The organism is Paenibacillus sp. FW126-R14 (assembly GCF_058789495.1).
In genome coordinates this window covers 1-19,689 of record NZ_JBYTBS010000068.1, presented here as the reverse complement: position 1 = coordinate 19,689, position 19,689 = coordinate 1, and the positions used below count along the sequence as shown (strand labels likewise).

Genomic DNA, 19,689 nt, shown 5'->3' with positions numbered 1-19,689 from the left:
GTTCCTCCTTCTTTGTTCATTAACAAATTGTTCGGTATGGCTATCTGGCTTCATGCGAGGAAGAAATCGGCTTAGGCAGTACGGGTTTCTTCCAATGAGCCGTGTAATGGGCAATCGTGCCGACAATGCCTTTGGGCAGCAGAAGCACGACCACAATGAACATGGCGCCGAGCATGATCGGCCACCAAGCCGGATAGGCTTCACTGAACGTGGTCTTGGCTGCGTTGGTTACGAGTGTCCCGAGAACAGCGCCTCCGATCGTGGAGCGGCCGCCGATGGCGACCCAGAGCACCATTTCAATCGAGGGAACAATCCCCATTTGCGCAGGGGAGATGATCCCTTCTTGCAGAATGAAGAGTACGCCGGCCAGTCCCGCCAATCCTGCGGATACGCAATAAATGAATACTTTGTACGTTACGGGATTGTATCCGATGAAGCGTACGCGATTCTCTCCGTCGCGAATGGCGGTGAGAATATTGCCCATGCGGCTGGTAACGAGCAGGGTGCTGAGCAGCAGGACGACGAGAACGACGGCTAAGGTGAGATAGAAAAAGAACAGCTTCGTTGACTGTGCCTGCAAGTTCAAGCCGAGAAAGGAATCAAAGTTGGTGAGTCCGTTAGTTCCTCCCGTGTAGCCTTGCTGGCCCACAAACAGCGTGACCGTAATAATGACAAGCGCTTGCGACAAGATGGAGAAGAAGGCCCCCTTAATTCGGTTGCGGAACGTAAAATGGCCGAGAATAAAGGCGACAAACATAGGCAGGATGAGTGCTAACAGAAATGCTGCGCCTGCCCAGTGGAAAGGAGTCCAGAACCAGGGCAAGCTTTCTACACCGCTCCAGGACATGAAATCAGGCAGCTGGCCGGGACTCGCGGCGAGTTTCAGATGCATGGCCATACAGTAGGCGCCAAGTCCGAAATAAACGCCGTGGCCGAGACTCAAAATGCCGGTGTAGCCCCAAATAAGATCAATGCCTATGGCAATAATGGCATAAGCGAGAAACTTGCCGAGAAGCGACAGGCGGAAGTCGGACAAATACAGCGGCGCTAGCGCCACAGCGAACAAAAAAACGGTATATACCATCAGTTTCATTTTGGATTTTCCGGCTATGAGCATGGAAGAGGCCACATCCTTCCTTCAGTCTAAGGATCTTGAACGGATCGTCACAAGTCCCATCGGTTTCCATTGCAGGAAGGCGATGATGAGCGTGAAGACGAGTACTTTCCCAAGCGTAGCGCTTGTCGTATATTCCAAAGCCGTATTGAAAACGCCGATCCCCAACGCTCCGGCAACGGTGCCGATCAGCTTCCCGATTCCGCCAAGCACAACAACCATGAAGGCGTCCACGATATAGTAAGTGCCTATCGTCGGTCCGATAGGTCCTACGAGCGTTAAGGCACATCCGGCAATGCCGGCCATAGCGGAGCCGAAGGCGAAGGATTGCGCATCGACTCTGCGCGTCGAAATGCCGAGGCAGGCAGCCATTTGGCGATTCTGCATGACGGCTCTCATCCGCCTGCCGCCGGCAGAGTGGTATAAGTACATATAGATGACGAAGATGCAGAGGGCGACCAGCGCGATGATGAAGAGCCGCTTGTATGGAAGAATAAGGTCAGCCGTGAGATGAAGACCGCCTTCCAGCCATTCGGGCGCTTTCACCGCGACGTTGGGTGCGCCGAAGATGGATCTGGCAACCTGCTGCAATGCTAAGCTGACGCCCCAAGTTGCCAGCAGGCTGTCTAACGGTCTGCCGTACATGAACCGGATCAGGCATACTTCCAGCAGCCAACCGATAAGAAAGGCCACGGCGAAGGCGACGGCCAGAGAAACGGCGAAATACCAGCCGAAAGCCGAGGCAGGCAGAAATGTCTGGAACCAGTGCTGAACCAGATAGGCCATATAAGCTCCGATCATAATAAATTCGCCGTGGGCCATGTTCATGACATTCATAAGGCCGAATGTAATGGCGAGCCCGATGGCGATCAGGAGCAGGATGGAGCTTAGGCTCAGGCCGTTGAATAATTGAAGCAGCAGCAGACTCATGATATGACTTCCCCCTAGTGAATCCCGAGTAAAATAAGGAAACCCAGGACTGCCGCAAGGCGGTCCTGGCTTCAAGAACGATCCGATCGGTGATCTTTATTTCTTGGTTACTTCGGCGCCCCACGGGTACGTTTTGAGGAAAGGATCGGGTTTGAGCGCTTGACCGGAATTCCATACTTCTTTGATTTGCCCGTCTGCGCCAATTTGGCCGATGCGCGCGGTTTTGGAAATATGCTGGTTCTCTCCGTCAATCGTGACTTTTCCTTCCGGTGAATTCCACTCGATGCCTTTGGCGGCGGCTTTGACTTTCTCTACATCGAAGGAGCCTGCTTTTTTGACGGCCTCTGCCCATAGGTACACTGCCGTATAACCGGCTTCGATCGGATCATCGGTCACGCGGTCTTTGCCATACTTCGCTTTGTAGGCGGCGACGAACTTTTTGTTTTCCGGCGTATCCGTTGTTTGATAGTAATTCCAAGCTGTATAGTGGCCGTCGAGAACCGATGCTCCGATGCCGCGAACCTCTTCTTCGGCGATACTGACGGACATGGTCGTTAAGTCTTTGGCACTGATGCCTGCGTCTTTCAGCTGCTTGAAGAAGGCTACGTTGCTGTCGCCGTTCAGCGTGTTGAAAACAACGTCCGGCTTTTCTTTTTTGATTTTGCTGATAATCGTATTGTAATCGGTGTGTCCGAGCGGAGTGTATTCTTCGGCGACAAGCGTTCCGCCTTCGGCCTTCAGCTGCTCTTTAATAATTTTGTTGGCTGTTCTCGGGAAGACGTAGTCAGAGCCAAGGAGGTAAAATTTCTTGCCTTTGTTTTGGAGGAGCCAAGTGACTGCGGGGATAATTTGCTGGTTCGTTGTTGCGCCTATGTAGAAAATGTTAGGAGAGGATTCAATACCTTCATATTGAACCGGATACCACAGCAGTCCTTTGTTTTGCTCGACGACCGGAAGAACCGCTTTGCGGCTGGCGGATGTCCAGCAACCGAAGATGGTGACAACACTGTCCTTCTGCAGTAACTTCTTAGTTTTCTCTGCAAAAGTAGGCCAATCGGATGCGCCGTCTTCAATGACGGGCTTAAGTTTCTTGCCTAAGAGTCCCCCAGCAGCATTGATTTCATCAATCGCCATCAGCTCCGCATCTCTTACCGATACTTCGCTGATCGACATCGTGCCCGTCAGAGAGTGAAGAATACCAACAGGTACAGTCTCATCCTTCGTCTCCGCTTTTACTTCTGCCGCCTTAGTTGCCATAGGTGTAGTTGCTGCAGTGGATGCAGTAGGCTCCGACTTTGCACAGCCAGCTATGACCAACATCAAGGCCATGCTTAAAGCAGCTGTGAGTTTCCCTTTGTTTCTTAGCTCTCTCATTTTCCTTCCCACTCCCTTACTTAACAAGATTTGGATTACACCGCCAATGATAAAATGGGCAAAAGGGTTATGTCAATGTATATGACATGAATCGGTTTTTATTTGTTACTCATGCACAAGAAATTGCTGAATCTTTGTTTAAAATATGCAAAACTGAAATTTTCCAGCGATTTTTTTCGTGATTGATGTCATTATATATGACATAGAAGATTTACAATCATAAAATACCCGAATATAATGAGTGTAAAGAATTAACATTATTCGGTTTTTGAAGAGGTGATCCTGTGCATTTAACTGAGCGTGAGAAAGAAAAGCTCCTCATTACAGTAGCCGCAGACTTGGCGCGGCGAAGACTGAACAGAGGCGTAAAGCTGAATTATCCCGAGAGCATCGCATTGATCACATCCGAGATTATGGAAGGCGCAAGAGACGGTATGACGGTAGCTCAGTTGATGGCCTTCGGAACGACCATTTTGAAAGCAGAGCAGGTTATGGAAGGCGTTCCTCATATGATTCATGAGGTGCAGGTAGAAGCTACGTTCCCGGATGGCACCAAACTGGTGACCGTTCACGAACCCATTACCTAATGAAGGACACAATGAATCGAAAGGGGCGAGAAGATGGTTCCGGGAGAATACCGAATAAGCAGGGGCAGCATCGAAATGAATATAGGAAGACAAACGGTGGAGATCATTGTCACGAATACAGGCGATCGTCCGGTTCAGGTGGGATCGCATTTTCACTTTTTTGAAGTGAACCGGGCGTTGGCATTTCCGAGAGAGCTTGCCTTCGGCATGCGTTTGGATATTCCTGCGGGAACGGCGGTCCGGTTTGAACCCGGCGAGCAAAAGCCGGTTCAATTGGTCGAGCTGGGCGGGGCCAAACGATCTTATGGGCTCAACAACTTGACCAGGGGTCTGGCGCTTAAAGACCGGATGCCGGATGAGACGCGAGAAAGATGGCAGGCATGGGAGGGAACGGCGGATGAGTCAAATAGACCGTAAGAATTACGCTCTCATGTTCGGACCTACGACAGGCGATGCCATTCGATTGGCCGATACAGAGCTCTGGGCGCAGATTGAGCATGATTACACCGTCTACGGAGACGAATGCAAATTCGGCGGAGGCAAGGTGATACGGGACGGGATGGGACAATCCAGCGGCGCCACCCGGGGTCAAGGCGTGCTGGACACACTGATCACGAATGCCGTCATTATTGATCATTGGGGCATCGTGAAAGGCGACATCGGGATCAAGGATGGACATATCGTCGGCATCGGCAAAGCAGGCAATCCGGATATTATGGATGGCGTGCATCCGAATCTGATTGTCGGAGCAAGCACAGAGGTCATCGCCGGCGAGGGGAAAATCGTGACGGCCGGGGGAATCGATGCCCACATCCATTACATCTGCCCGCAGCAAATCGAAACAGCGCTATCCTCCGGCGTGACGACGATGATAGGCGGCGGTACAGGACCGGCGACAGGCACGAATGCAACAACGTGTACGCCCGGTGCTTGGCATATGCAGCGCATGCTGGAAGCTGCGGAAGCTTTTCCGATGAATTTGGGATTCACGGGGAAGGGCAATTCCTCATTCTTGGCGCCGCTAATTGAACAAATTGAAGCTGGCGCGATCGGTTTGAAGCTGCATGAAGATTGGGGAACAACACCGGCAGCAATAGACACGTGTCTGGAAGCAGCCGATCAATATGACGTTCAGGTGGCCATTCATACCGACACATTAAATGAAGCGGGATTTCTGGAAGATACGCTGGCGGCCATTAAAGGCCGCACCATTCACACGTATCATACAGAGGGAGCGGGCGGAGGGCATGCGCCGGATATCATTCGCGCAGCTGCCGAAGCGAACGTCCTGCCGTCTTCGACCAATCCGACGCGGCCGTACACGATCAATACCATTGAGGAGCATTTGGATATGCTCATGGTTTGCCATCATTTGGACAGCCGGATTCCGGAGGATGTCGCTTTCGCGGATTCGCGGATACGTCCGGAAACGATTGCCGCGGAGGATATTCTGCATGATCTCGGCGTGTTCAGCATGCTGAGCTCGGATTCCCAAGCCATGGGCCGGGTGGGCGAGGTGATCATTCGCACTTGGCAAACGGCGGATAAAATGAAGAAACAACGGGGGCCGCTGGCTCCGGATACGGCAGACGGCGACAATTTCCGCATCAAGCGGTACATTGCCAAGTACACGATCAACCCTGCGATTACGCATGGGGTATCGCATCTCGTTGGTTCTATCGAGCCGGGGAAGTTCGCCGATTTGGTCGTTTGGAGCCCGATGTTTTTCGGGGTCAAACCGGATTTGGTGCTCAAGGGCGGCAGCATTGCCTATGCGCAAATGGGCGATCCGAATGCCTCCATTCCAACGCCGCAGCCGGTATTCGGCCGCCCGATGTTTGCGGCTTTCGGCAAGGCATTGACACAAAGCTCGATTACGTTCGTTTCTGAGGCCGCTCTGGACAAAGGCATAGCGGAGAAGCTGGGGTTGCAAAAGCGGATAGAAGCTGTGAAAGGCTGCCGCGCTGTTTCCAAAAAAGACATGATTCATAACAATGGCACACCGTCGATAGAAGTAAATCCGGAAACCTATGAAGTCAAGGTGGACGGGGAAGCCATTACGTGCGAGCCGGCGACGGAGCTGCCGATGGCGCAGTTATATTTCTTATTTTAAACATGCAGGTGATGAACATGAATGGAATGGAAGCAGGAACAGCTGTGCGCCAAGCGGAAAAGGCTCCGGGGTTTCACTGGCTTGCTTATCAGCAGCTGCTGGATTCGGCTTTGCCGATCGGGGGCTTCTCCCATTCCTTTGGGTTGGAAACGCTCGTTCAGCAAGGACGGCTGGCAACTGTCGATGAGCTCGAAGCTTATATCGGCACGATGCTCCATCACAGCTGGGCATCGGCAGATGCGATGGTGATTAAAGCGGCCTACATGCATATTCCCGAGGGGGAATGGGAGCGGCTTTGGGCCTTCGACCACATGCTGCATGTGCAGCGGGTATCCAGTGAAGCGCGAAGCGGCGTTCAAAAGATGGGGCGCAGGCTGCTTCAACTGTCTCGCGCTATGTACCCGGGGCTGCTTTGGAAGCCCTTGGATGAAGCGGTCAAGGCCGATCGATGCAGCGCGGGTCATCCCCTTGTTCACGGATGGGTGAGCTATCACCTTGGTGTGCCGCTGGATCGGGCCGTGGAGGGCTACTTGTACAGCTGCGTGATGACTTGCATCAACAGTGCGCTCCGACTTATGTCCATGGGGCAGACTCAGGGTCAAATGCTGCTCTCCAAAGTGATTCCGCTGATCGAAAGCCAGTGGCCGCGCGTGGCACAGTTGGATCCCATGGAAGCTTACACGAATTCGCCTGCGGCAGAGCTGGCGATGATGCAGCACGAAACGCTGTACTCGCGATTATTCATGTCTTAATTCATACCGGGCTGTCAAAGCGCCGTAAATTAATTCTAGGAGGAATGGCTATGTGTCAAGGACAAGGTCATCATCATCATCACTGGGAGAAGCCGTCTGTCGATCGAACCCGCCCCATGCGCATTGGCATCGGAGGGCCTGTAGGCTCCGGCAAAACAGCCTTGGTAGAACGTCTGGCCCGCAAGCTCAACAAGCGCTACAGCATCGCGGTGATTACGAATGATATATACACGAAGGAAGACGCCCGCATTCTTATTAGTTCGGAGGCGCTGCCGGAGGAGCGCATTATCGGGGTGGAAACAGGCGGATGCCCGCATACGGCAATCCGTGAGGATGCTTCGATGAATTTCGAAGCGATTGAAGAGTTGGAACAGCGTTTTGAGCATCTCGATATTATTTTCATCGAGAGCGGCGGCGATAATTTGGCTGCGGCATTCAGTCCGGAATTAGTGGATCGCTTCATCTATATCATCGATGTTGCGCAAGGTGAGAAAATTCCTCGCAAAGGCGGACCTGGCATCATGCGGTCGGATATGCTCATCATTAACAAAATCGATTTAGCCCCGTACGTAGGCGCCTCCCTGGAAGTCATGGATTCGGACACGAAGAAGATGCGCGGCGACCGCCCGTATATTTTCTCCAACTTGATGGGCGGCACCGGGTTGGACGACATCGTCACATGGGTGGAGCAGGAGTACACCCATGCCTAGCGTGAGCGGGGAGATTGGCGCGGCATTTGCCGTCCGCAGCGGCATCACGCAGCTCGTCCGCAAATATCACGCCTCCCCGCTCAAAATCGCCAAGACGTTCCGTTATGAGAACGGTACGTTAACGGGTGACCAGCCCTCGGAACAGTTGGGTGTTTATATGATGGACTGCTCCCCCGGGCTGATGGCAGGGGATCATTACGAAATCAACGTGCGCCTGGAGGAGGGCGCACGTGTTTTTCTAACGAACCAATCGTTCACGAAGGTTCACCCTTCATTAGCGCAGCAGGGCAGCACGCAGCGCCAATCGCTGCATGTAGCAGCAGGCGCGCTGCTGGAATACATCCCCGAGCCGCTGATGCTGTACAAGAATGCCCGTTTCTTCTCGGAAACGGAGCTGCATCTTGCACCAGGGGGCGCGTGCATATTCTCGGACATTTTATGTCCGGGACGAACGCAGCGCGGGGAGGTTTTCCAGTATTCGCATTATGCGAATCGTATGAGGGTATGGTACGGCACGGAGCTGATCTATTATCAGAACCAGAGGATTGAACCCCAGACGATGCAGCTTACGGCCCCGGGGAGTTGGGAGCGGGAAACTCACTTGGGTAATCTGTATGTTTTTTCAGATCGTTTGAAACAGCAGCATCTGGGTGACTTGCTCGCATGTCTGGAAAAGCTTAATGGCATGGAAGATGTGCGTATTGGAGCCAGTCTGACTTACAAACACGGGTTGGTCGTCACGGTAATGGGAAGGCATGCATGGAAATTACAGCATGCTCTTACACATGCTTGGCATGAACTGCGCCGCAGTCTGTTGGCCTTAACCCCGTTAATGGTTAATAAATAGCTGCTGAAGGTGTCTTCTATGTTAGGGAGACGAAAAGCTTTTGAAGGCTGTTTGATCACCCTGTCGAGCAGGCGTAATGGGCCTTAGCCGAGTCTAAGTCCTCGCTGACGGACAGAGGGGCCCTTATTCGATGGAAAAGAACCGCTTCGAACATGTAACGGACACCGGTGCTGTTACTTGCTCACTTGGGGACTAATTTTACCCCTACATCGGCAAATAAGGTTTCTGGTGTCTGTTAGCAGAGAAACACGCGCTTTTCGCGAAGATAACGGCGTCTGTGTCCGAAACGTGACGGGACGCCGGATTCCTTCACCTTATCCCCAGTCATTCCTATAACTTGTGGGGCAGCCTTCGCTGAGATGCCGTTTTTCAGCATTAAAGTAGGCGAGTGCGCGGAACGTTGAAGTTGTGGAACAGCCTCTTCCCATTTAACGAGCGGCAGCGGAACGCAGTTCCCTCTTTTGGTGCTTGCGCGATGCCATATGCTGCTAAGCCTTTTCTTTCCTCTGGAAGAAAGGCTATTTTTTTGTTGGGAGAGAATGGCAAGTTTCTTTTCCACGCATACTGGAAGGAGAATCGACAATATCATGACAACTGCCCTCACTTCATTGTCAAACGGTGTAGGGGTTGGTATGATAAATGTGTTCATCAATCAATTAGCTCGGAAGCTCGATATAGAGGAGGGCAATGACGTGGAAAATCAAGCAAGTTATGAAAGCATTTCTACCGGTTCACCACAAGGTTCTTTGGGGAACGAAGCCATAGATGCAGCTAATAAGACATCATCTGCAGAACCTGTGACGTTAAAGGATTTTTACCGGTTGGTGAAACCGGGCATCATTTATTCCAATTTAATGACCGCTTTTGCCGGTTATTGGGTGGCCGCACGCTGGGACGTAAGCTGGATGCATCTGATTATGACCATGCTAGGAACAGCGCTTGTAATGGCTGGCGGCACGGTGCTGAACAATTATTTGGACCGTGAGATGGATGCCAAAATGGAGCGGACGCAGAACAGAGCGCTGCCAAGCGGAAGACTGGGACCTAATGTTGTTTTATGGTACGGCATTATTTTGGGAACGATCGGGTTGGCTGTTCTGTACTTTGGAGCGCATTCCCCGCTGGCAACTTTGATCGGATTAATCGGATTGTTCTTATATGTATGGCTGTATACGGCATGGTTCAAAAGAACCTCTGTATGGAGTACGTTCGTAGGCGCGTTTTCCGGTGCGACGCCGCCGGTTATCGGGTACTGTGCGGTTACCGGAACGGTTGATTTAGGCGCCATTCTGGTGTTCCTTTTCTTGTTCTTATGGCAGCCGCCGCATTTCTGGGCATTGGGCATTCGCCGCATGGAAGAATATCGCGCCGCTGGATTCCCGCTTTTACCGGTCGTGAAAGGATCTTACGTAACGAAGATTTCCATGGTTCGCTATGTGGTTCTGCTTGTGCCGGTAACCGTTATGCTAACGGCTTACGGATATGTGGGTTATCTCTTTTTGGCCGGTTCCACGATTCTCGGATTGATCTGGGTGTTTATGAGTGTGAAGGGCTTCAAGGCAACAGGTGAGGCTGAAGTACAGTGGGCTAAGCGCATGTTTCTTTTCTCTATTATGTATCTAACACTCTTATCAATCCTCATGGTTATTGACACTGTGAAGATTAGCTAGAATTGGGGACGGATGACAACGATGAGTACTTTTTTTGAAAAAAATTGGTTCAAGCTGGCGCTGGGCGCTATCTTGATTGCCATGATTGCTTCTTTTGCCTATAAGCTTTGGGTGAACAGCAGCGAGCCGGATCAACGATTGACGGCTATGAAGCAGTCCCCATCTTTTCAACTGCAGGATTTGGACGGGAAAACAGTCGCTTCCGCTGATACGGACGGCAAAGTAAGACTAGTTTATTTCTTCTATTCCTTCTGTCCTGACGTTTGTATGCCGACAACTTTTTTGCTGACACAAGTACAGGACGCGCTGAAGAAAAAAGAGTTATTCGGCACGAAATCCGAAATCATTTCGATAACGGTAGATCCCAACCGGGACACGCCCTCTGTGCTTAAAGAGTTCGGAGCCAAGTTCGAATCTAAGCCTGATCCAAGCGGATGGATGTTCCTCCGCGGCGAAGAAGCGAAAACCCATAAGCTTGCAGAGGATTTCGGAATTATGGTGATTAAGGAGAAGGACGGAAACTTCTCTCACTCCAATGCTATTCTACTGGTTGATAAAAAAGGGAAATTGCGCAATTATTACGATGCGGGCAATCCGGAGCTGGATGCCGACCATATTGTCAAAGATGTGGTTACCTTGTCCAAAGAGAAATAATGAATTGCATCAACTATTCAAAAGCAGGATCTGGTGACGGGTATATAATATACTCCTCCAGACCTGCTTTTTCTAATTGCTGAATAAGGTAATCTTCGGGCGTTCCTTCGACGCCGGCATACCCTTTGCGCGTATAAATTTGTTCGGAATCCGGAAACGTATCCCGTAGAAGAAAGCGGATTTTTTTGCCGGAAGCGTCATTATCCGTAAACAAATAAACTTGTTTGTCGCCGGCTTTCTTTCTTAATTCATCCAAGGTCTGCGAGCTGGGAGTTCCGAAGGTGCAAAGAATCTGGACGCTCTCATCAACCACGCGCTTCAAGCGGCTTTTGTCGTTTTTGCCTTCTACAATGATAGTGATCGACATGGGATATCCTCCATCAGGTTTTTTTTGTAGTATAACCCGTTTTTGCATGCGATCCAAGGATTCCATTCGACGATTGAGCAAATATTGCGCGGCCATTTCCCGGGAAATGACAGAGATTGACAGCACAAAGACGGCTTGATCTTCTCAAGCCGCGGGGCGCATGCAGCGTTATGTCGTAACAGGTGTCTTAAACGAACGCAGTGGCAATAGGGAAAGGGCCAGCATAAGGACGAAAAATGCAATGAAATAAGAGGAAATATGGTCGCGAAGCTGACCGGCCATCATGGGACCGATAAAAGCGCCAACGGAATAAGAGATCGAAAGCAAGGAAAAGACACGCCCGTACCGATTGCTGCTTGTGATACTGGCAAGCAAGGCAGCGAGAGCCGGATAAATCACGCCTTTGGCCATTCCAATAAGGAAGAGCGAGACCGGCAGCGGGACCGGCCAGTGGATGGCTAATCCGAAAAATATAGCCGCTAGCGATAAGCTTCCGCAAACCGTACGAATAAATGGCGCAACTTTGTTCAGGAACCAGAAGGAAATGCTTAGCAAAGCGCCCAAGCTGATTAGCGTAAAAAAGACGCCGGATGTGAGAATCGATTCTCGTGCGGACTCCATGAGCGGCAGCTCAAAAAATAAAATACCTTGCGAGCAGGAGAGCGCCATCGGAATGAGAAAAAATAGCCAAGGAATCGACAGCCCGGCCGGCAGGTCGGAGTGATCGTTCAACATGCCGTGGCCGTGATGGTCCAGGGTTGGAAGCTTGCCGGCGGCTTGGCCCAGCAGCTGTTTTTCTTTGACGCCGAAGATGGCTAAGACGCCGGTTGCAATAAGGATCCAGCCAAGGACGGAGAAGGATGTTGTAAAACCGATCTTGGCAACAAGTACAGCCCCTGCCGCTGGGGAAACAACCGATGCCAATGTGTGGATGAGACCGTTCCCTGCCATCAGCTTGCTCTGTTGGATGCTGTCTTTGGCGATGCGGGCTAGCAGCGACAGACAGGCCGGGGATAAGAAGGCGAGCACGAAGCCGCTGATGGAACGAATGTAAAGCAGGTGCCACGGATCTTTGACGTTGGATTGAAAAAGTAAGATGATCCCTGCTACAATCAGGCTAAAGACGATGAAATATTTACTGCCGTATTTGTCCACGCCATAACCAGCCATCAGATTGCCCGGTAAATGCGTGATCGAGTATACGCCCATAATTAGCCCAATAAAGGAAGGTGCCGCTCCTAAGGATAAGGCGAAAGGAGAAAGAATCGGGTACTGCGCGTGCAAATCAAAAAAAGCAACAAACATAAATAAGTACAGCCAAAGGGCTGTGCGCATGTGCTCACCACCTCGTTAGATAGTCTTGTCTCTTCTTAAGATGTACGCCGCTCGTCCGATGGATATGACCTTTCGGCGCAATTGACACAATTCTAACGGAGGAAAGTTATGGATGCTTATGTGATTGTTTTACTCGCATGCGTTGCTGTTTTTCTAGTATTCCGCCTGCGGCAGTCCTTTCGCAAGACGCGGGGAAGAGTCGATCAAACGGAAGAGATTCAGCGAAAATTAGCGCAGTTAAGGAAAAAAAGAGATGAAGACTAAGGATTCGCTGTAGTATGATAGGTAGGACTTTTGGATAAATAGGAGGGGTTCATTTGGATCAGTGGATTACATTTGCACAGGATCGTTGGTATTTGCTTGTTGCTGCTATTATCGTTTTATTTATTGTCATTGGGATTGTGAAAACTGTGGTGAAGTGGATTGTCGTCATTGCCGTTGTCGGCGCACTTATCGTTTACGGATCAAGCTATACGGATAAAATAAAGGATATTGGGGCAAGCGTCGTAGCTCAGGTTGGCGATGAGGTCAAAGATAAAGCGATCAGCACGTTGACTGCCGAAGCGAAAGAAGCGCAATTCAAAGCAAATCCTGACGGTTCCTTTCTCGTTACGACGAAGAGTCTGAAAGTGGAAGGCAAAGCGGGATCGGAGGAAGTGCAAGTTACCTTTCTTGGCAAAACGTTCAAGATGAATGCGAATGCAGCGGTGAATGCTTTTATCGATCAGGCGAAGAAGAACGCTGGGCAATAGAAAAGGCTAACACGAAGGAGGGGGAGCGGTCATGACGGATATTACATGGCTCAAAGCCAGTTCAATCAATTTCATATCCATTGTGATTGTGCTCACTTTTGCAGGCTCCGTCCTACAAGGTTTTTTCCGGGGCGGGTCCGGGTCTGCCAAACATCTGCTCTCCATGCTTGTGGAGGCGGCCGTAGTTATCGTGTCCATGTTTGTTGCGTGGAAAGGTGTCGGGCTCGTTTCGCCATGGATTCAAACTTGGTTGAAAGGTCAAAATCTGCAAGTACCGTCCGTAGAGATTAGCGCGCTTAAACAAGCATATTATACAGCTATTACAAGCATACGTGATTTCCCGCTGCTGCGATTCGGCGTGTTGTTTTTGCTCGGCTATCTGATTGTGAAGCAGTTCCTGAATTTGTTGATTGATCCGTTGATCGGTCGGTGGCTGGCTCATCGCGATCCTTACCGGGAGCGCAGCAGCTCGATTCTCTCCTCCATATCCGGTGGTGCCATCGGCTCTGTTGCAGGTTTTGCAAGAGCTCTCATTCTCATCGCGGTGCTGTTCATTTACGTGACTTTATTCCCGCATTCCATGATCGCGCCGTACATTGAATCTTCTCAGATGTATCAAAAAGGGGCGAAGGAAGTGATTTCTCCCTTCACGGGCGATTTCATCGCCGACAAGGCGCCGGTGTTTACCCGCGCGGTGGAGCAGGAATTCACGAACATTTTACAACGGAAATATGAAGTGCTGGATGCGAAGGTTCCCGGCAATATCGTAGATACAGCCAGAGAAGTAACAGCCGGGGGATCGACGGACGAGGAGAAGGCAAAGCTGCTGTACAAATGGGTCGGCAGCAGGATCCATTACGATTGGGATAAAGTGAAGCTGTATGAAGAACAGCGCATTTGGAAGGAACAGACGCCGGAGGATACGTTCAATACCAAAGAAGGCGTATGCATCGACTACTCCAGACTGTATGCCCAAATGGCAAGAGCCGTAGGCCTGGATGTGAAGGTTGTAACCGGTCTTGGCTATGACGGGCAGGGCAGCTACGGGCCTCACGCTTGGAATGAGGTGTACCTGAAGGAGTCCAATCGCTGGGTGCCGCTCGATTCCACTTGGGTGGCTAGCGGGGGGAACTGGTTCAACCCGCCAAACTTTGACCAGACGCATATTAAAGATGCTTAATTATACGGTAAGCTCATACAAGCAAGGAAGCCTTCTCTCGGTGATCTGAGGGGGCTTTTTTCTTTTTGCTTAAGCATGTGAACTATTTTTGAAAAGATCTTTCGTGGCTTTTCTCATCCATAAGTAAATGTGGTAAACTAATAAAGGATTATTTTGAGAGGATAAAGGAGTCCGTATGTCTAAACCCATTCATGAATACCCTATGATATACTTAGATGCCGGGGACACGCTATTAACGATTCCTGCAGCCCAAACGATTTTGAAACAGTACCTGCAAGTCCGGTCCGTTGACCGTGATGAGGCCATCATCAGTGAACTTTTTACGGAAGCTTTCCGTCTCTTTTATTATGTGAATAAACAGGATAATTTCATTGTGTGCTCGCCAGAGTCAGATCGTGAATTCTGGGTCAACCTATATAAATACGTGCTTCATAAACTGGGCATCCATGAGGAGTGGACAGAAGAAGAGATCTTCCAATGCTGTCATGAATTGTACGAAATCTATACTGCGCCCGAGTACTATGAGTTATTTGAGGACGTTAAGCCTTTTCTGGAACGGCTCCGAGCCGGCGGTTTTCGAATTGGAATTATTAGCAATTTTGCGCCAACGTTGAAAGATATTTTAGAGGATAAAGGGATTTTACACTATTTTGATCCTGTGCTTGTGTCGACAGAGGTTGGCCTTGAGAAGCCGGATCCGGCGATTTTTAAGCTGGCTTTAGAGAAGGCAGGAGTAGCGGCGAAAGACGTGCTGTATATCGGCGATCATGAAACGAATGACGTTTGGGCGCCGTCTCAGGTCGGTATCGATGCGGTGCGTATTATTCGATATGACTACCATACCGGGAGAGGGATAAGATCCCTGCTTGAGCTTTTTGAAGAACAACAAGCATTTGTGTAAGAAAGGATCTGAGAGTGAATGAAGCCATCCATAATGGATGATCCCAAGAAAAAAGAAATCACCAAGAAACGGCATTTTTCGTTTCGGATCAATATCTTTTTCTTTGTTACGTTCTTATTATTTTCCGTACTCATCGTGCGTCTGGCTATTTTACAATTCGTTCAAGCCAAGGATTTGAAAGCGGCTGAGAATACCAATACGAATCAGACCAATAAGATTGCTCCTATCCGCGGCAACATTTATGATTCAACGAAATCTCCTCTTGCTTATACCATCCCCGTGCAGTCCTTGTTCTTCCGGATCGAGCCGTCTCAGCAGGATAAAGATGAAGTTATTCGCATGGCTACCAGGCTGAAAACGGACGTTTTCGATAAATACGGCAAACCGGATTCCAAAAAGCTGGAACCCGCGGACATCGTGCTGGCCATGGACCTTGGCTATGATATCAATAAAAACAAAGTGAAAGATCCCAGTTATTACTGGGTTCCGCGGAAAATTAAGACTGACTTGTCCAACAAAGAAATCGCTTATTTGCTTGAGCACCGGGATGAATTCAAGTGGCTGGAAGTGACGGAGGAAAGCATCCGGACCTATGAATTGGACGATGACGGCACAACGACGATTGCTCCGCAATTGATCGGATACCTGAAATCGTATTCCACCGATAAAGCGAAAGAGATGTACAAAGATAACGAGAACAGCAAGGAATATCTCGATACCGAAAATGTGGGCTTCGATGGCATCGAGCGCATGTACCAAGACGAGCTTCGCGGGAAAAACGGGTACAAAATTTACCCTGTTAATGCCGCGATGAAAATTATCGGCCGTGCGACCGTAACAAAGCCAACCAAGGGCAATAACTTGTATTTGTCCATCAATAAGGATATTCAGAAAACCGCGGAAAAAGCGATTGCCGATCAGATTGCTTTCTTGCATACGCCTTATGCGCGGAATGATTCATTTATCAAGTATGGGGCGAATGCGCAGGCCGGTTATGCGGTTGCTATGGAAGTGGACACAGGACGCGTCGTGACAATGGCCAATTTCCCTGATTACAATTCGAATGATTGGACGGGCGGCATTTCCCAAGCTACTCTCGATGAAATCGGATCTTATATTTCCAATGGATCGATTACAACCGCTTATCCGAAATATACGGACAAAGAGCGTCCGAAACATCCTTCGTCGATCGTCTTCATGGGATCCACAATCAAACCTTTATCGGTGTTGATAGGGCTAACGGAAAAGTTGATTACGCCTTCCAATCAATACTATTACGATTCGGGGACATTCACTTTCGGTAAGGCCAATTCTACAAGTTCGATTTCCAACTCAGGGAAAGTGGCTTATGGTAACTTGGATGCATCCAGCGCGATCGAGCATTCGTCGAATACGTATATGTCGGCCAAAATCGGCATTCCGTTTTATTCGAAATACGGCGGCGAAAATCCCGCGGTAACCGACAAGTGGGCAGAGTATTTGGCGAAATTCGGAATAGGCGTCAAAACCGGAAGCGGCCTACCGGGCGAAATTGCCGGTTCGAATGACTTTACCAAGAACGCCAAAAAAGACAGTTATCAATCTGCCATGGTCTACGCTTCTTGGGGGCAGAACGAGAAAACAACGACGCTACAGCTCGCGCAGTTCGCTGCCACACTGGGCAGCCGCGGCAAACGGATGAAGCCGTTGTTCGTAGACGAGATTCGCAGCTTCGAAGGCGAACTGGTAAAGAAAGTGGAGCCTGAAGTGATGGACGACTCTTCCGCTTTGTTTGCCAAAAATGACTGGAATACGATCATTCATGGCATGAAGAGCGGCGCCGAGGGCATCGAGGAGCTGCCGTATAACGTGGCGCGGAAGACAGGAACGTCGACGCAAGCGGTCTCCGGCGGCACGATCGACAACGCCGTGTTCATCGCGTTCGCGCCGGTGGAGAATCCGAAGCTCGCCGTCGCGGTCGTCGTGCCGGAAGGCGGATACGGGCGTTATGGGGCTTCCCCGATTGCGGCCAAAATCTTTCAGGCATACGATGCGGCCAACGATGGCATTTTGACGAAGCTTGGCGGCGGGAAGAGGCCTTGGTAACATACAGTTGAGTTGGCTCGCGGAGCGTATCAAAAAACCTTCAAATCCACTTTCAATAAGTGGGACTGGAGGTTTTTTTTGTGTTTCACTTGGATTTTAACTCAAATTTTCCATTTTTTAGTGAACTCTTTTGAGATTCCTTTCGTCTGTTTGTGTGGAATAGTTCTGCAGTAGAAAGGACCTGTATGATAAAATCACCGATGATGGATGATCCGCTGAAAAAAAGAATTTCGCAGAAGAAGAACTTCTCGCTCCGAATCAATATTTTTTTCTTTGTAACCTTTGTTCTGTTTTCCGTTTTAATTGTGAAATTGGCCATCTTGCAGTTCGTGCAAACGAAAGAGCTTAAAGCTGCTGAGAATAGAAACGGAACGCAAACGATCCCAATTGCTCCGATTCGCGGCAACATCTATGATTCCACGAAATCCCCTCTAGCTTATACCATTCCTATGCAGTCGCTCTTTTTTCGAATTGATCCCGATGGGCAAAATTTAGATGATTTGATTGCTATGGCTGAGCGGCTTAAGGCCGATGTTTTCGATAAGTATGGCAAACCAAATTCGAAAAGTCCTACTCCGGAAGAAATTGTTCTAGCCATGGACATTGGCTACGACTACCATAAGAACGAAATTAAGAAGCCGAGCTATTACTGGGTTCATCGAAGAATAAAGGCGGATTTGTCCAACGAAGAGATCGCTTATATTTTAGAGCATAGGGATGAATTTAAGTGGCTGGACGTAACGGAGGAAAACATTCGCACCTATGAAATGGATGATAATGACCATACAACGATTGCTACGCATTTGGTGGGTTATACGAATTCCTTTACTTCACCGACAGCCAAAGAAATTTATAAAGGAAGCCCTATGGCCAAGGAATATGTAAACGCTGAAAATGTGGGCTTCGATGGCATCGAGCGCATGTATCAGGACGAGCTTCGCGGGAAAAACGGCAGCAAGAAATACCCTGTTGACGCCGTGAATAAAATTATTGGAAGAGCCGATGTCACGGCGCCCGTCAAAGGCAATAATGTATACCTATCCATAAATAAAGATATCCAGCAGGCAACGGAACGAATGCTGGAGGACCATATTAGCTATCTGCGCAGCCCTTCCCACGCCAATAATTTGTATATGAAGGTTGGGATGCAGGCCGCTTCCGGTTTTGCGGTTGCGATGGAAGTAGATACTGGACGTGTGGTTACTATGGCGAACTATCCGGATTACGATGCTAACGCGTGGACGGGCGGTATGTCGCCAAGCATATACAAAGAGATCGAAACATTCATTCCGAATGGCAGTATTCGGACAGCCAAAGCTAAATTCCCGGATGACAAAGAAAATGCAAAACATCCATCTTCGATTGTTTTCATGGGTTCCACGATTAAGCCTTTGACTGTGTTAATAGGGCTTAAGGAGAAATTTTTCAACGGGTATGAGAAGAATTATTACGATTCAGGCTCTTTTAGCTTCGGTAAAGACGGCAGTAGCACCATCACCAATTCGGGCAAGGTATCGTACGGTTATCTGGATGCCGCGGGCGCCATCGAACATTCCTCTAACACGTTTATGTCAGAAAAAGTCGGTATTCCATTCTGGTCTAAATATGGCAGAGAGAATCCCGCTGTGACGGCAAAATGGGCAGAATATATGGCGAAATTCGGTTTGGGCGTTAAAACAGAAAGCGGCCTTCCAGGCGAATTTGCCGGATCTAATGATTTTATAAAAAATGCCGCAAAAGACAGTTATCAATCCGCGATGGTCTTTGCTTCCTGGGGACAAAACGAAAAAACGACAACATTGCAGCTTGCTCAGTACACAGCTACTTTAGCTAGTCGAGGGAAACGGATGAAACCCTTGTTCGTAGATGAAATCCGGGACTATCAAGGTCAATTCGTTCGAAAAATAGAGCCAGAAGTGCTGGAGGATTTCTCTGCCGAGTTCTCCAAGGAGGACTGGAATACGATCATCCATGGGATGAAAAGCGAAGCGGAAGGCATCGAGGAACTGCCTTATAACGTAGCGCGGAAAACAGGAACGTCGACGCAAGCGGTCTCCGGCGGCACGATCGACAACGCCGTGTTCATCGCGTTCGCGCCGGAGGAAAATCCGAAGCTCGCCGTCGCGGTCGTCGTGCCGGAAGGCGGATACGGGCGCTATGGGGCTTCCCCGGTTGCGGCCAAAATCTTTCAGGCATACGATGCGGCCAACGATGGCATTTTGAAGAAGCTTGGCGGCGGGAAGAAGCCTTGGTAGGTGGGCGGGGCCTTGCAAGAGGCCTTGGAACCCCGTAACCCCGTAACCCCGTAACCCCGTAAC

At 49.8% G+C, this 19,689-nt stretch carries 20 protein-coding genes; 14 read left to right on the top strand and 6 right to left on the bottom strand.

Features of this window, described 5'->3' with window-relative positions; translation table 11 throughout:
* Positions 1–40 precede the first annotated feature (40 nt).
* The 3 genes from urtC to urtA form a co-directional block, all read right to left on the bottom strand.
* Entirely contained in the window at positions 41–1,093 is a 1,053-nt protein-coding gene (gene urtC, locus AC3WRW_RS29005; RefSeq protein ID WP_492549688.1) for an urea ABC transporter permease subunit UrtC, read from the bottom strand.
* A gap of 45 nt (positions 1,094–1,138) precedes the next feature.
* Positions 1,139–2,044 carry an urea ABC transporter permease subunit UrtB gene (urtB, locus tag AC3WRW_RS29000; RefSeq protein ID WP_492549687.1) on the bottom strand — a complete coding sequence of 302 codons (906 nt, stop codon included), beginning with the start codon at positions 2,042–2,044 and terminating at the stop codon, positions 1,139–1,141.
* A 96-nt stretch (positions 2,045–2,140) separates the two neighbouring features.
* On the bottom strand, positions 2,141–3,418 hold the full coding sequence (gene urtA / locus AC3WRW_RS28995) for an urea ABC transporter substrate-binding protein (RefSeq protein ID WP_492549686.1): 1,278 nt from the start codon (positions 3,416–3,418) through the stop codon (positions 2,141–2,143).
* Between the two features lie 284 nt (positions 3,419–3,702).
* Between urtA and AC3WRW_RS28990 the strand changes: the two genes are divergently transcribed.
* The 6 genes from AC3WRW_RS28990 to AC3WRW_RS28965 are packed head-to-tail and all read left to right on the top strand — an operon-like array spanning position 3,703 to position 8,427.
* Positions 3,703–4,005: an urease subunit gamma gene (locus AC3WRW_RS28990; protein WP_492549685.1), complete on the top strand. Its 303-nt coding sequence runs from the start codon at positions 3,703–3,705 to the stop codon at positions 4,003–4,005.
* Between the two features lie 33 nt (positions 4,006–4,038).
* A complete protein-coding gene (gene ureB, locus AC3WRW_RS28985; protein WP_492549684.1) occupies positions 4,039–4,422 on the top strand; it encodes an urease subunit beta in 384 nt (127 codons plus the stop codon).
* Positions 4,403–6,118 carry an urease subunit alpha gene (ureC, locus tag AC3WRW_RS28980; RefSeq protein WP_492549683.1) on the top strand — a complete coding sequence of 572 codons (1,716 nt, stop codon included), beginning with the start codon at positions 4,403–4,405 and terminating at the stop codon, positions 6,116–6,118. Before ureB ends, ureC begins: the two co-directional genes overlap by 20 nt.
* A 2-nt stretch (positions 6,119–6,120) precedes the next feature.
* Entirely contained in the window at positions 6,121–6,870 is a 750-nt protein-coding gene (locus AC3WRW_RS28975; protein WP_492549682.1) for an urease accessory protein UreF, read from the top strand.
* A gap of 50 nt (positions 6,871–6,920) precedes the next feature.
* Complete coding sequence (gene ureG, locus AC3WRW_RS28970; RefSeq protein WP_492549681.1) at positions 6,921–7,580, top strand: urease accessory protein UreG; 660 nt, start codon at positions 6,921–6,923, stop codon at positions 7,578–7,580.
* Positions 7,573–8,427, top strand: coding sequence for an urease accessory protein UreD (locus AC3WRW_RS28965; protein WP_492549680.1), 855 nt, complete (start codon positions 7,573–7,575; stop codon positions 8,425–8,427). The genes ureG and AC3WRW_RS28965 overlap by 8 nt, the downstream gene beginning before the upstream one ends.
* A 235-nt stretch (positions 8,428–8,662) precedes the next feature.
* Here the strand turns inward: AC3WRW_RS28965 and AC3WRW_RS28960 are convergent, their stop codons facing one another.
* Positions 8,663–8,986 carry a hypothetical protein gene (locus tag AC3WRW_RS28960; protein ID WP_492549679.1) on the bottom strand — a complete coding sequence of 108 codons (324 nt, stop codon included), beginning with the start codon at positions 8,984–8,986 and terminating at the stop codon, positions 8,663–8,665.
* Between the two features lie 187 nt (positions 8,987–9,173).
* Here AC3WRW_RS28960 and cyoE point away from each other — a divergent pair, with 187 nt between their 5' ends.
* Entirely contained in the window at positions 9,174–10,097 is a 924-nt protein-coding gene (cyoE, locus tag AC3WRW_RS28955; RefSeq protein ID WP_492549707.1) for a heme o synthase, read from the top strand.
* Positions 10,098–10,118: 21 nt separating this feature from the next.
* Entirely contained in the window at positions 10,119–10,751 is a 633-nt protein-coding gene (locus tag AC3WRW_RS28950) for an SCO family protein (RefSeq protein WP_492549678.1), read from the top strand.
* Between the two features lie 13 nt (positions 10,752–10,764).
* Here the strand turns inward: AC3WRW_RS28950 and AC3WRW_RS28945 are convergent, their stop codons facing one another.
* Together AC3WRW_RS28945 and AC3WRW_RS28940 are read right to left on the bottom strand one after the other, a co-directional pair.
* A complete protein-coding gene (locus AC3WRW_RS28945) occupies positions 10,765–11,118 on the bottom strand; it encodes a toprim domain-containing protein (protein WP_171682582.1) in 354 nt (117 codons plus the stop codon).
* Between the two features lie 168 nt (positions 11,119–11,286).
* Positions 11,287–12,453, bottom strand: a complete 1,167-nt coding sequence (locus AC3WRW_RS28940; protein WP_492549677.1) for an MFS transporter — start codon at positions 12,451–12,453, stop codon at positions 11,287–11,289.
* Between the two features lie 108 nt (positions 12,454–12,561).
* Between AC3WRW_RS28940 and AC3WRW_RS28935 the strand changes: the two genes are divergently transcribed.
* The 6 genes from AC3WRW_RS28935 (at position 12,562) to AC3WRW_RS28910 (ending at position 19,626) form a co-directional block, all read left to right on the top strand.
* Positions 12,562–12,717 carry a hypothetical protein gene (locus tag AC3WRW_RS28935; RefSeq protein ID WP_167062290.1) on the top strand — a complete coding sequence of 52 codons (156 nt, stop codon included), beginning with the start codon at positions 12,562–12,564 and terminating at the stop codon, positions 12,715–12,717.
* A gap of 53 nt (positions 12,718–12,770) precedes the next feature.
* Entirely contained in the window at positions 12,771–13,205 is a 435-nt protein-coding gene (locus tag AC3WRW_RS28930) for a hypothetical protein (protein WP_492549676.1), read from the top strand.
* A 31-nt stretch (positions 13,206–13,236) separates the two neighbouring features.
* On the top strand, positions 13,237–14,385 hold the full coding sequence (locus AC3WRW_RS28925) for a transglutaminase domain-containing protein (protein WP_492549675.1): 1,149 nt from the start codon (positions 13,237–13,239) through the stop codon (positions 14,383–14,385).
* Positions 14,386–14,560: 175 nt separating this feature from the next.
* The gene (locus AC3WRW_RS28920) at positions 14,561–15,286 is read left to right on the top strand and encodes an HAD-IA family hydrolase (RefSeq protein ID WP_492549674.1); all 726 of its coding nucleotides are present in this window, start codon (positions 14,561–14,563) and stop codon (positions 15,284–15,286) included.
* Positions 15,287–15,304: 18 nt separating this feature from the next.
* Complete coding sequence (locus tag AC3WRW_RS28915; RefSeq protein ID WP_492549673.1) at positions 15,305–17,371, top strand: peptidoglycan D,D-transpeptidase FtsI family protein; 2,067 nt, start codon at positions 15,305–15,307, stop codon at positions 17,369–17,371.
* Positions 17,372–17,556: 185 nt separating this feature from the next.
* Positions 17,557–19,626: a peptidoglycan D,D-transpeptidase FtsI family protein gene (locus AC3WRW_RS28910; protein ID WP_492549672.1), complete on the top strand. Its 2,070-nt coding sequence runs from the start codon at positions 17,557–17,559 to the stop codon at positions 19,624–19,626.
* The last annotated feature ends 63 nt before the right edge of the window (positions 19,627–19,689 follow it).

Excerpts from the sequence above, each read along its gene's own strand:
- AC3WRW_RS28935 (WP_167062290.1), top strand. The coding sequence starts at position 12,562 with ATGGATGCTTATGTGATTGTTTTACTCGCATGCGTTGCTGTTTTTCTA.
- urtA (WP_492549686.1), bottom strand. The coding sequence starts at position 3,418 with ATGAGAGAGCTAAGAAACAAAGGGAAACTCACAGCTGCTTTAAGCATG.
- AC3WRW_RS28945 (WP_171682582.1), bottom strand. The coding sequence starts at position 11,118 with ATGTCGATCACTATCATTGTAGAAGGCAAAAACGACAAAAGCCGCTTG.
- AC3WRW_RS28925 (WP_492549675.1), top strand. The coding sequence starts at position 13,237 with ATGACGGATATTACATGGCTCAAAGCCAGTTCAATCAATTTCATATCC.
- ureC (WP_492549683.1), top strand. The coding sequence starts at position 4,403 with ATGAGTCAAATAGACCGTAAGAATTACGCTCTCATGTTCGGACCTACG.
- AC3WRW_RS28975 (WP_492549682.1), top strand. The coding sequence starts at position 6,121 with ATGCAGGTGATGAACATGAATGGAATGGAAGCAGGAACAGCTGTGCGC.
- AC3WRW_RS28920 (WP_492549674.1), top strand. The coding sequence starts at position 14,561 with ATGTCTAAACCCATTCATGAATACCCTATGATATACTTAGATGCCGGG.
- urtC (WP_492549688.1), bottom strand. The coding sequence starts at position 1,093 with ATGAAACTGATGGTATATACCGTTTTTTTGTTCGCTGTGGCGCTAGCG.
- urtB (WP_492549687.1), bottom strand. The coding sequence starts at position 2,044 with ATGAGTCTGCTGCTGCTTCAATTATTCAACGGCCTGAGCCTAAGCTCC.
- ureB (WP_492549684.1), top strand. The coding sequence starts at position 4,039 with ATGGTTCCGGGAGAATACCGAATAAGCAGGGGCAGCATCGAAATGAAT.
- AC3WRW_RS28910 (WP_492549672.1), top strand. The coding sequence starts at position 17,557 with ATGATAAAATCACCGATGATGGATGATCCGCTGAAAAAAAGAATTTCG.
- AC3WRW_RS28950 (WP_492549678.1), top strand. The coding sequence starts at position 10,119 with ATGAGTACTTTTTTTGAAAAAAATTGGTTCAAGCTGGCGCTGGGCGCT.
- AC3WRW_RS28915 (WP_492549673.1), top strand. The coding sequence starts at position 15,305 with ATGAAGCCATCCATAATGGATGATCCCAAGAAAAAAGAAATCACCAAG.
- AC3WRW_RS28965 (WP_492549680.1), top strand. The coding sequence starts at position 7,573 with ATGCCTAGCGTGAGCGGGGAGATTGGCGCGGCATTTGCCGTCCGCAGC.
- AC3WRW_RS28940 (WP_492549677.1), bottom strand. The coding sequence starts at position 12,453 with ATGCGCACAGCCCTTTGGCTGTACTTATTTATGTTTGTTGCTTTTTTT.
- ureG (WP_492549681.1), top strand. The coding sequence starts at position 6,921 with ATGTGTCAAGGACAAGGTCATCATCATCATCACTGGGAGAAGCCGTCT.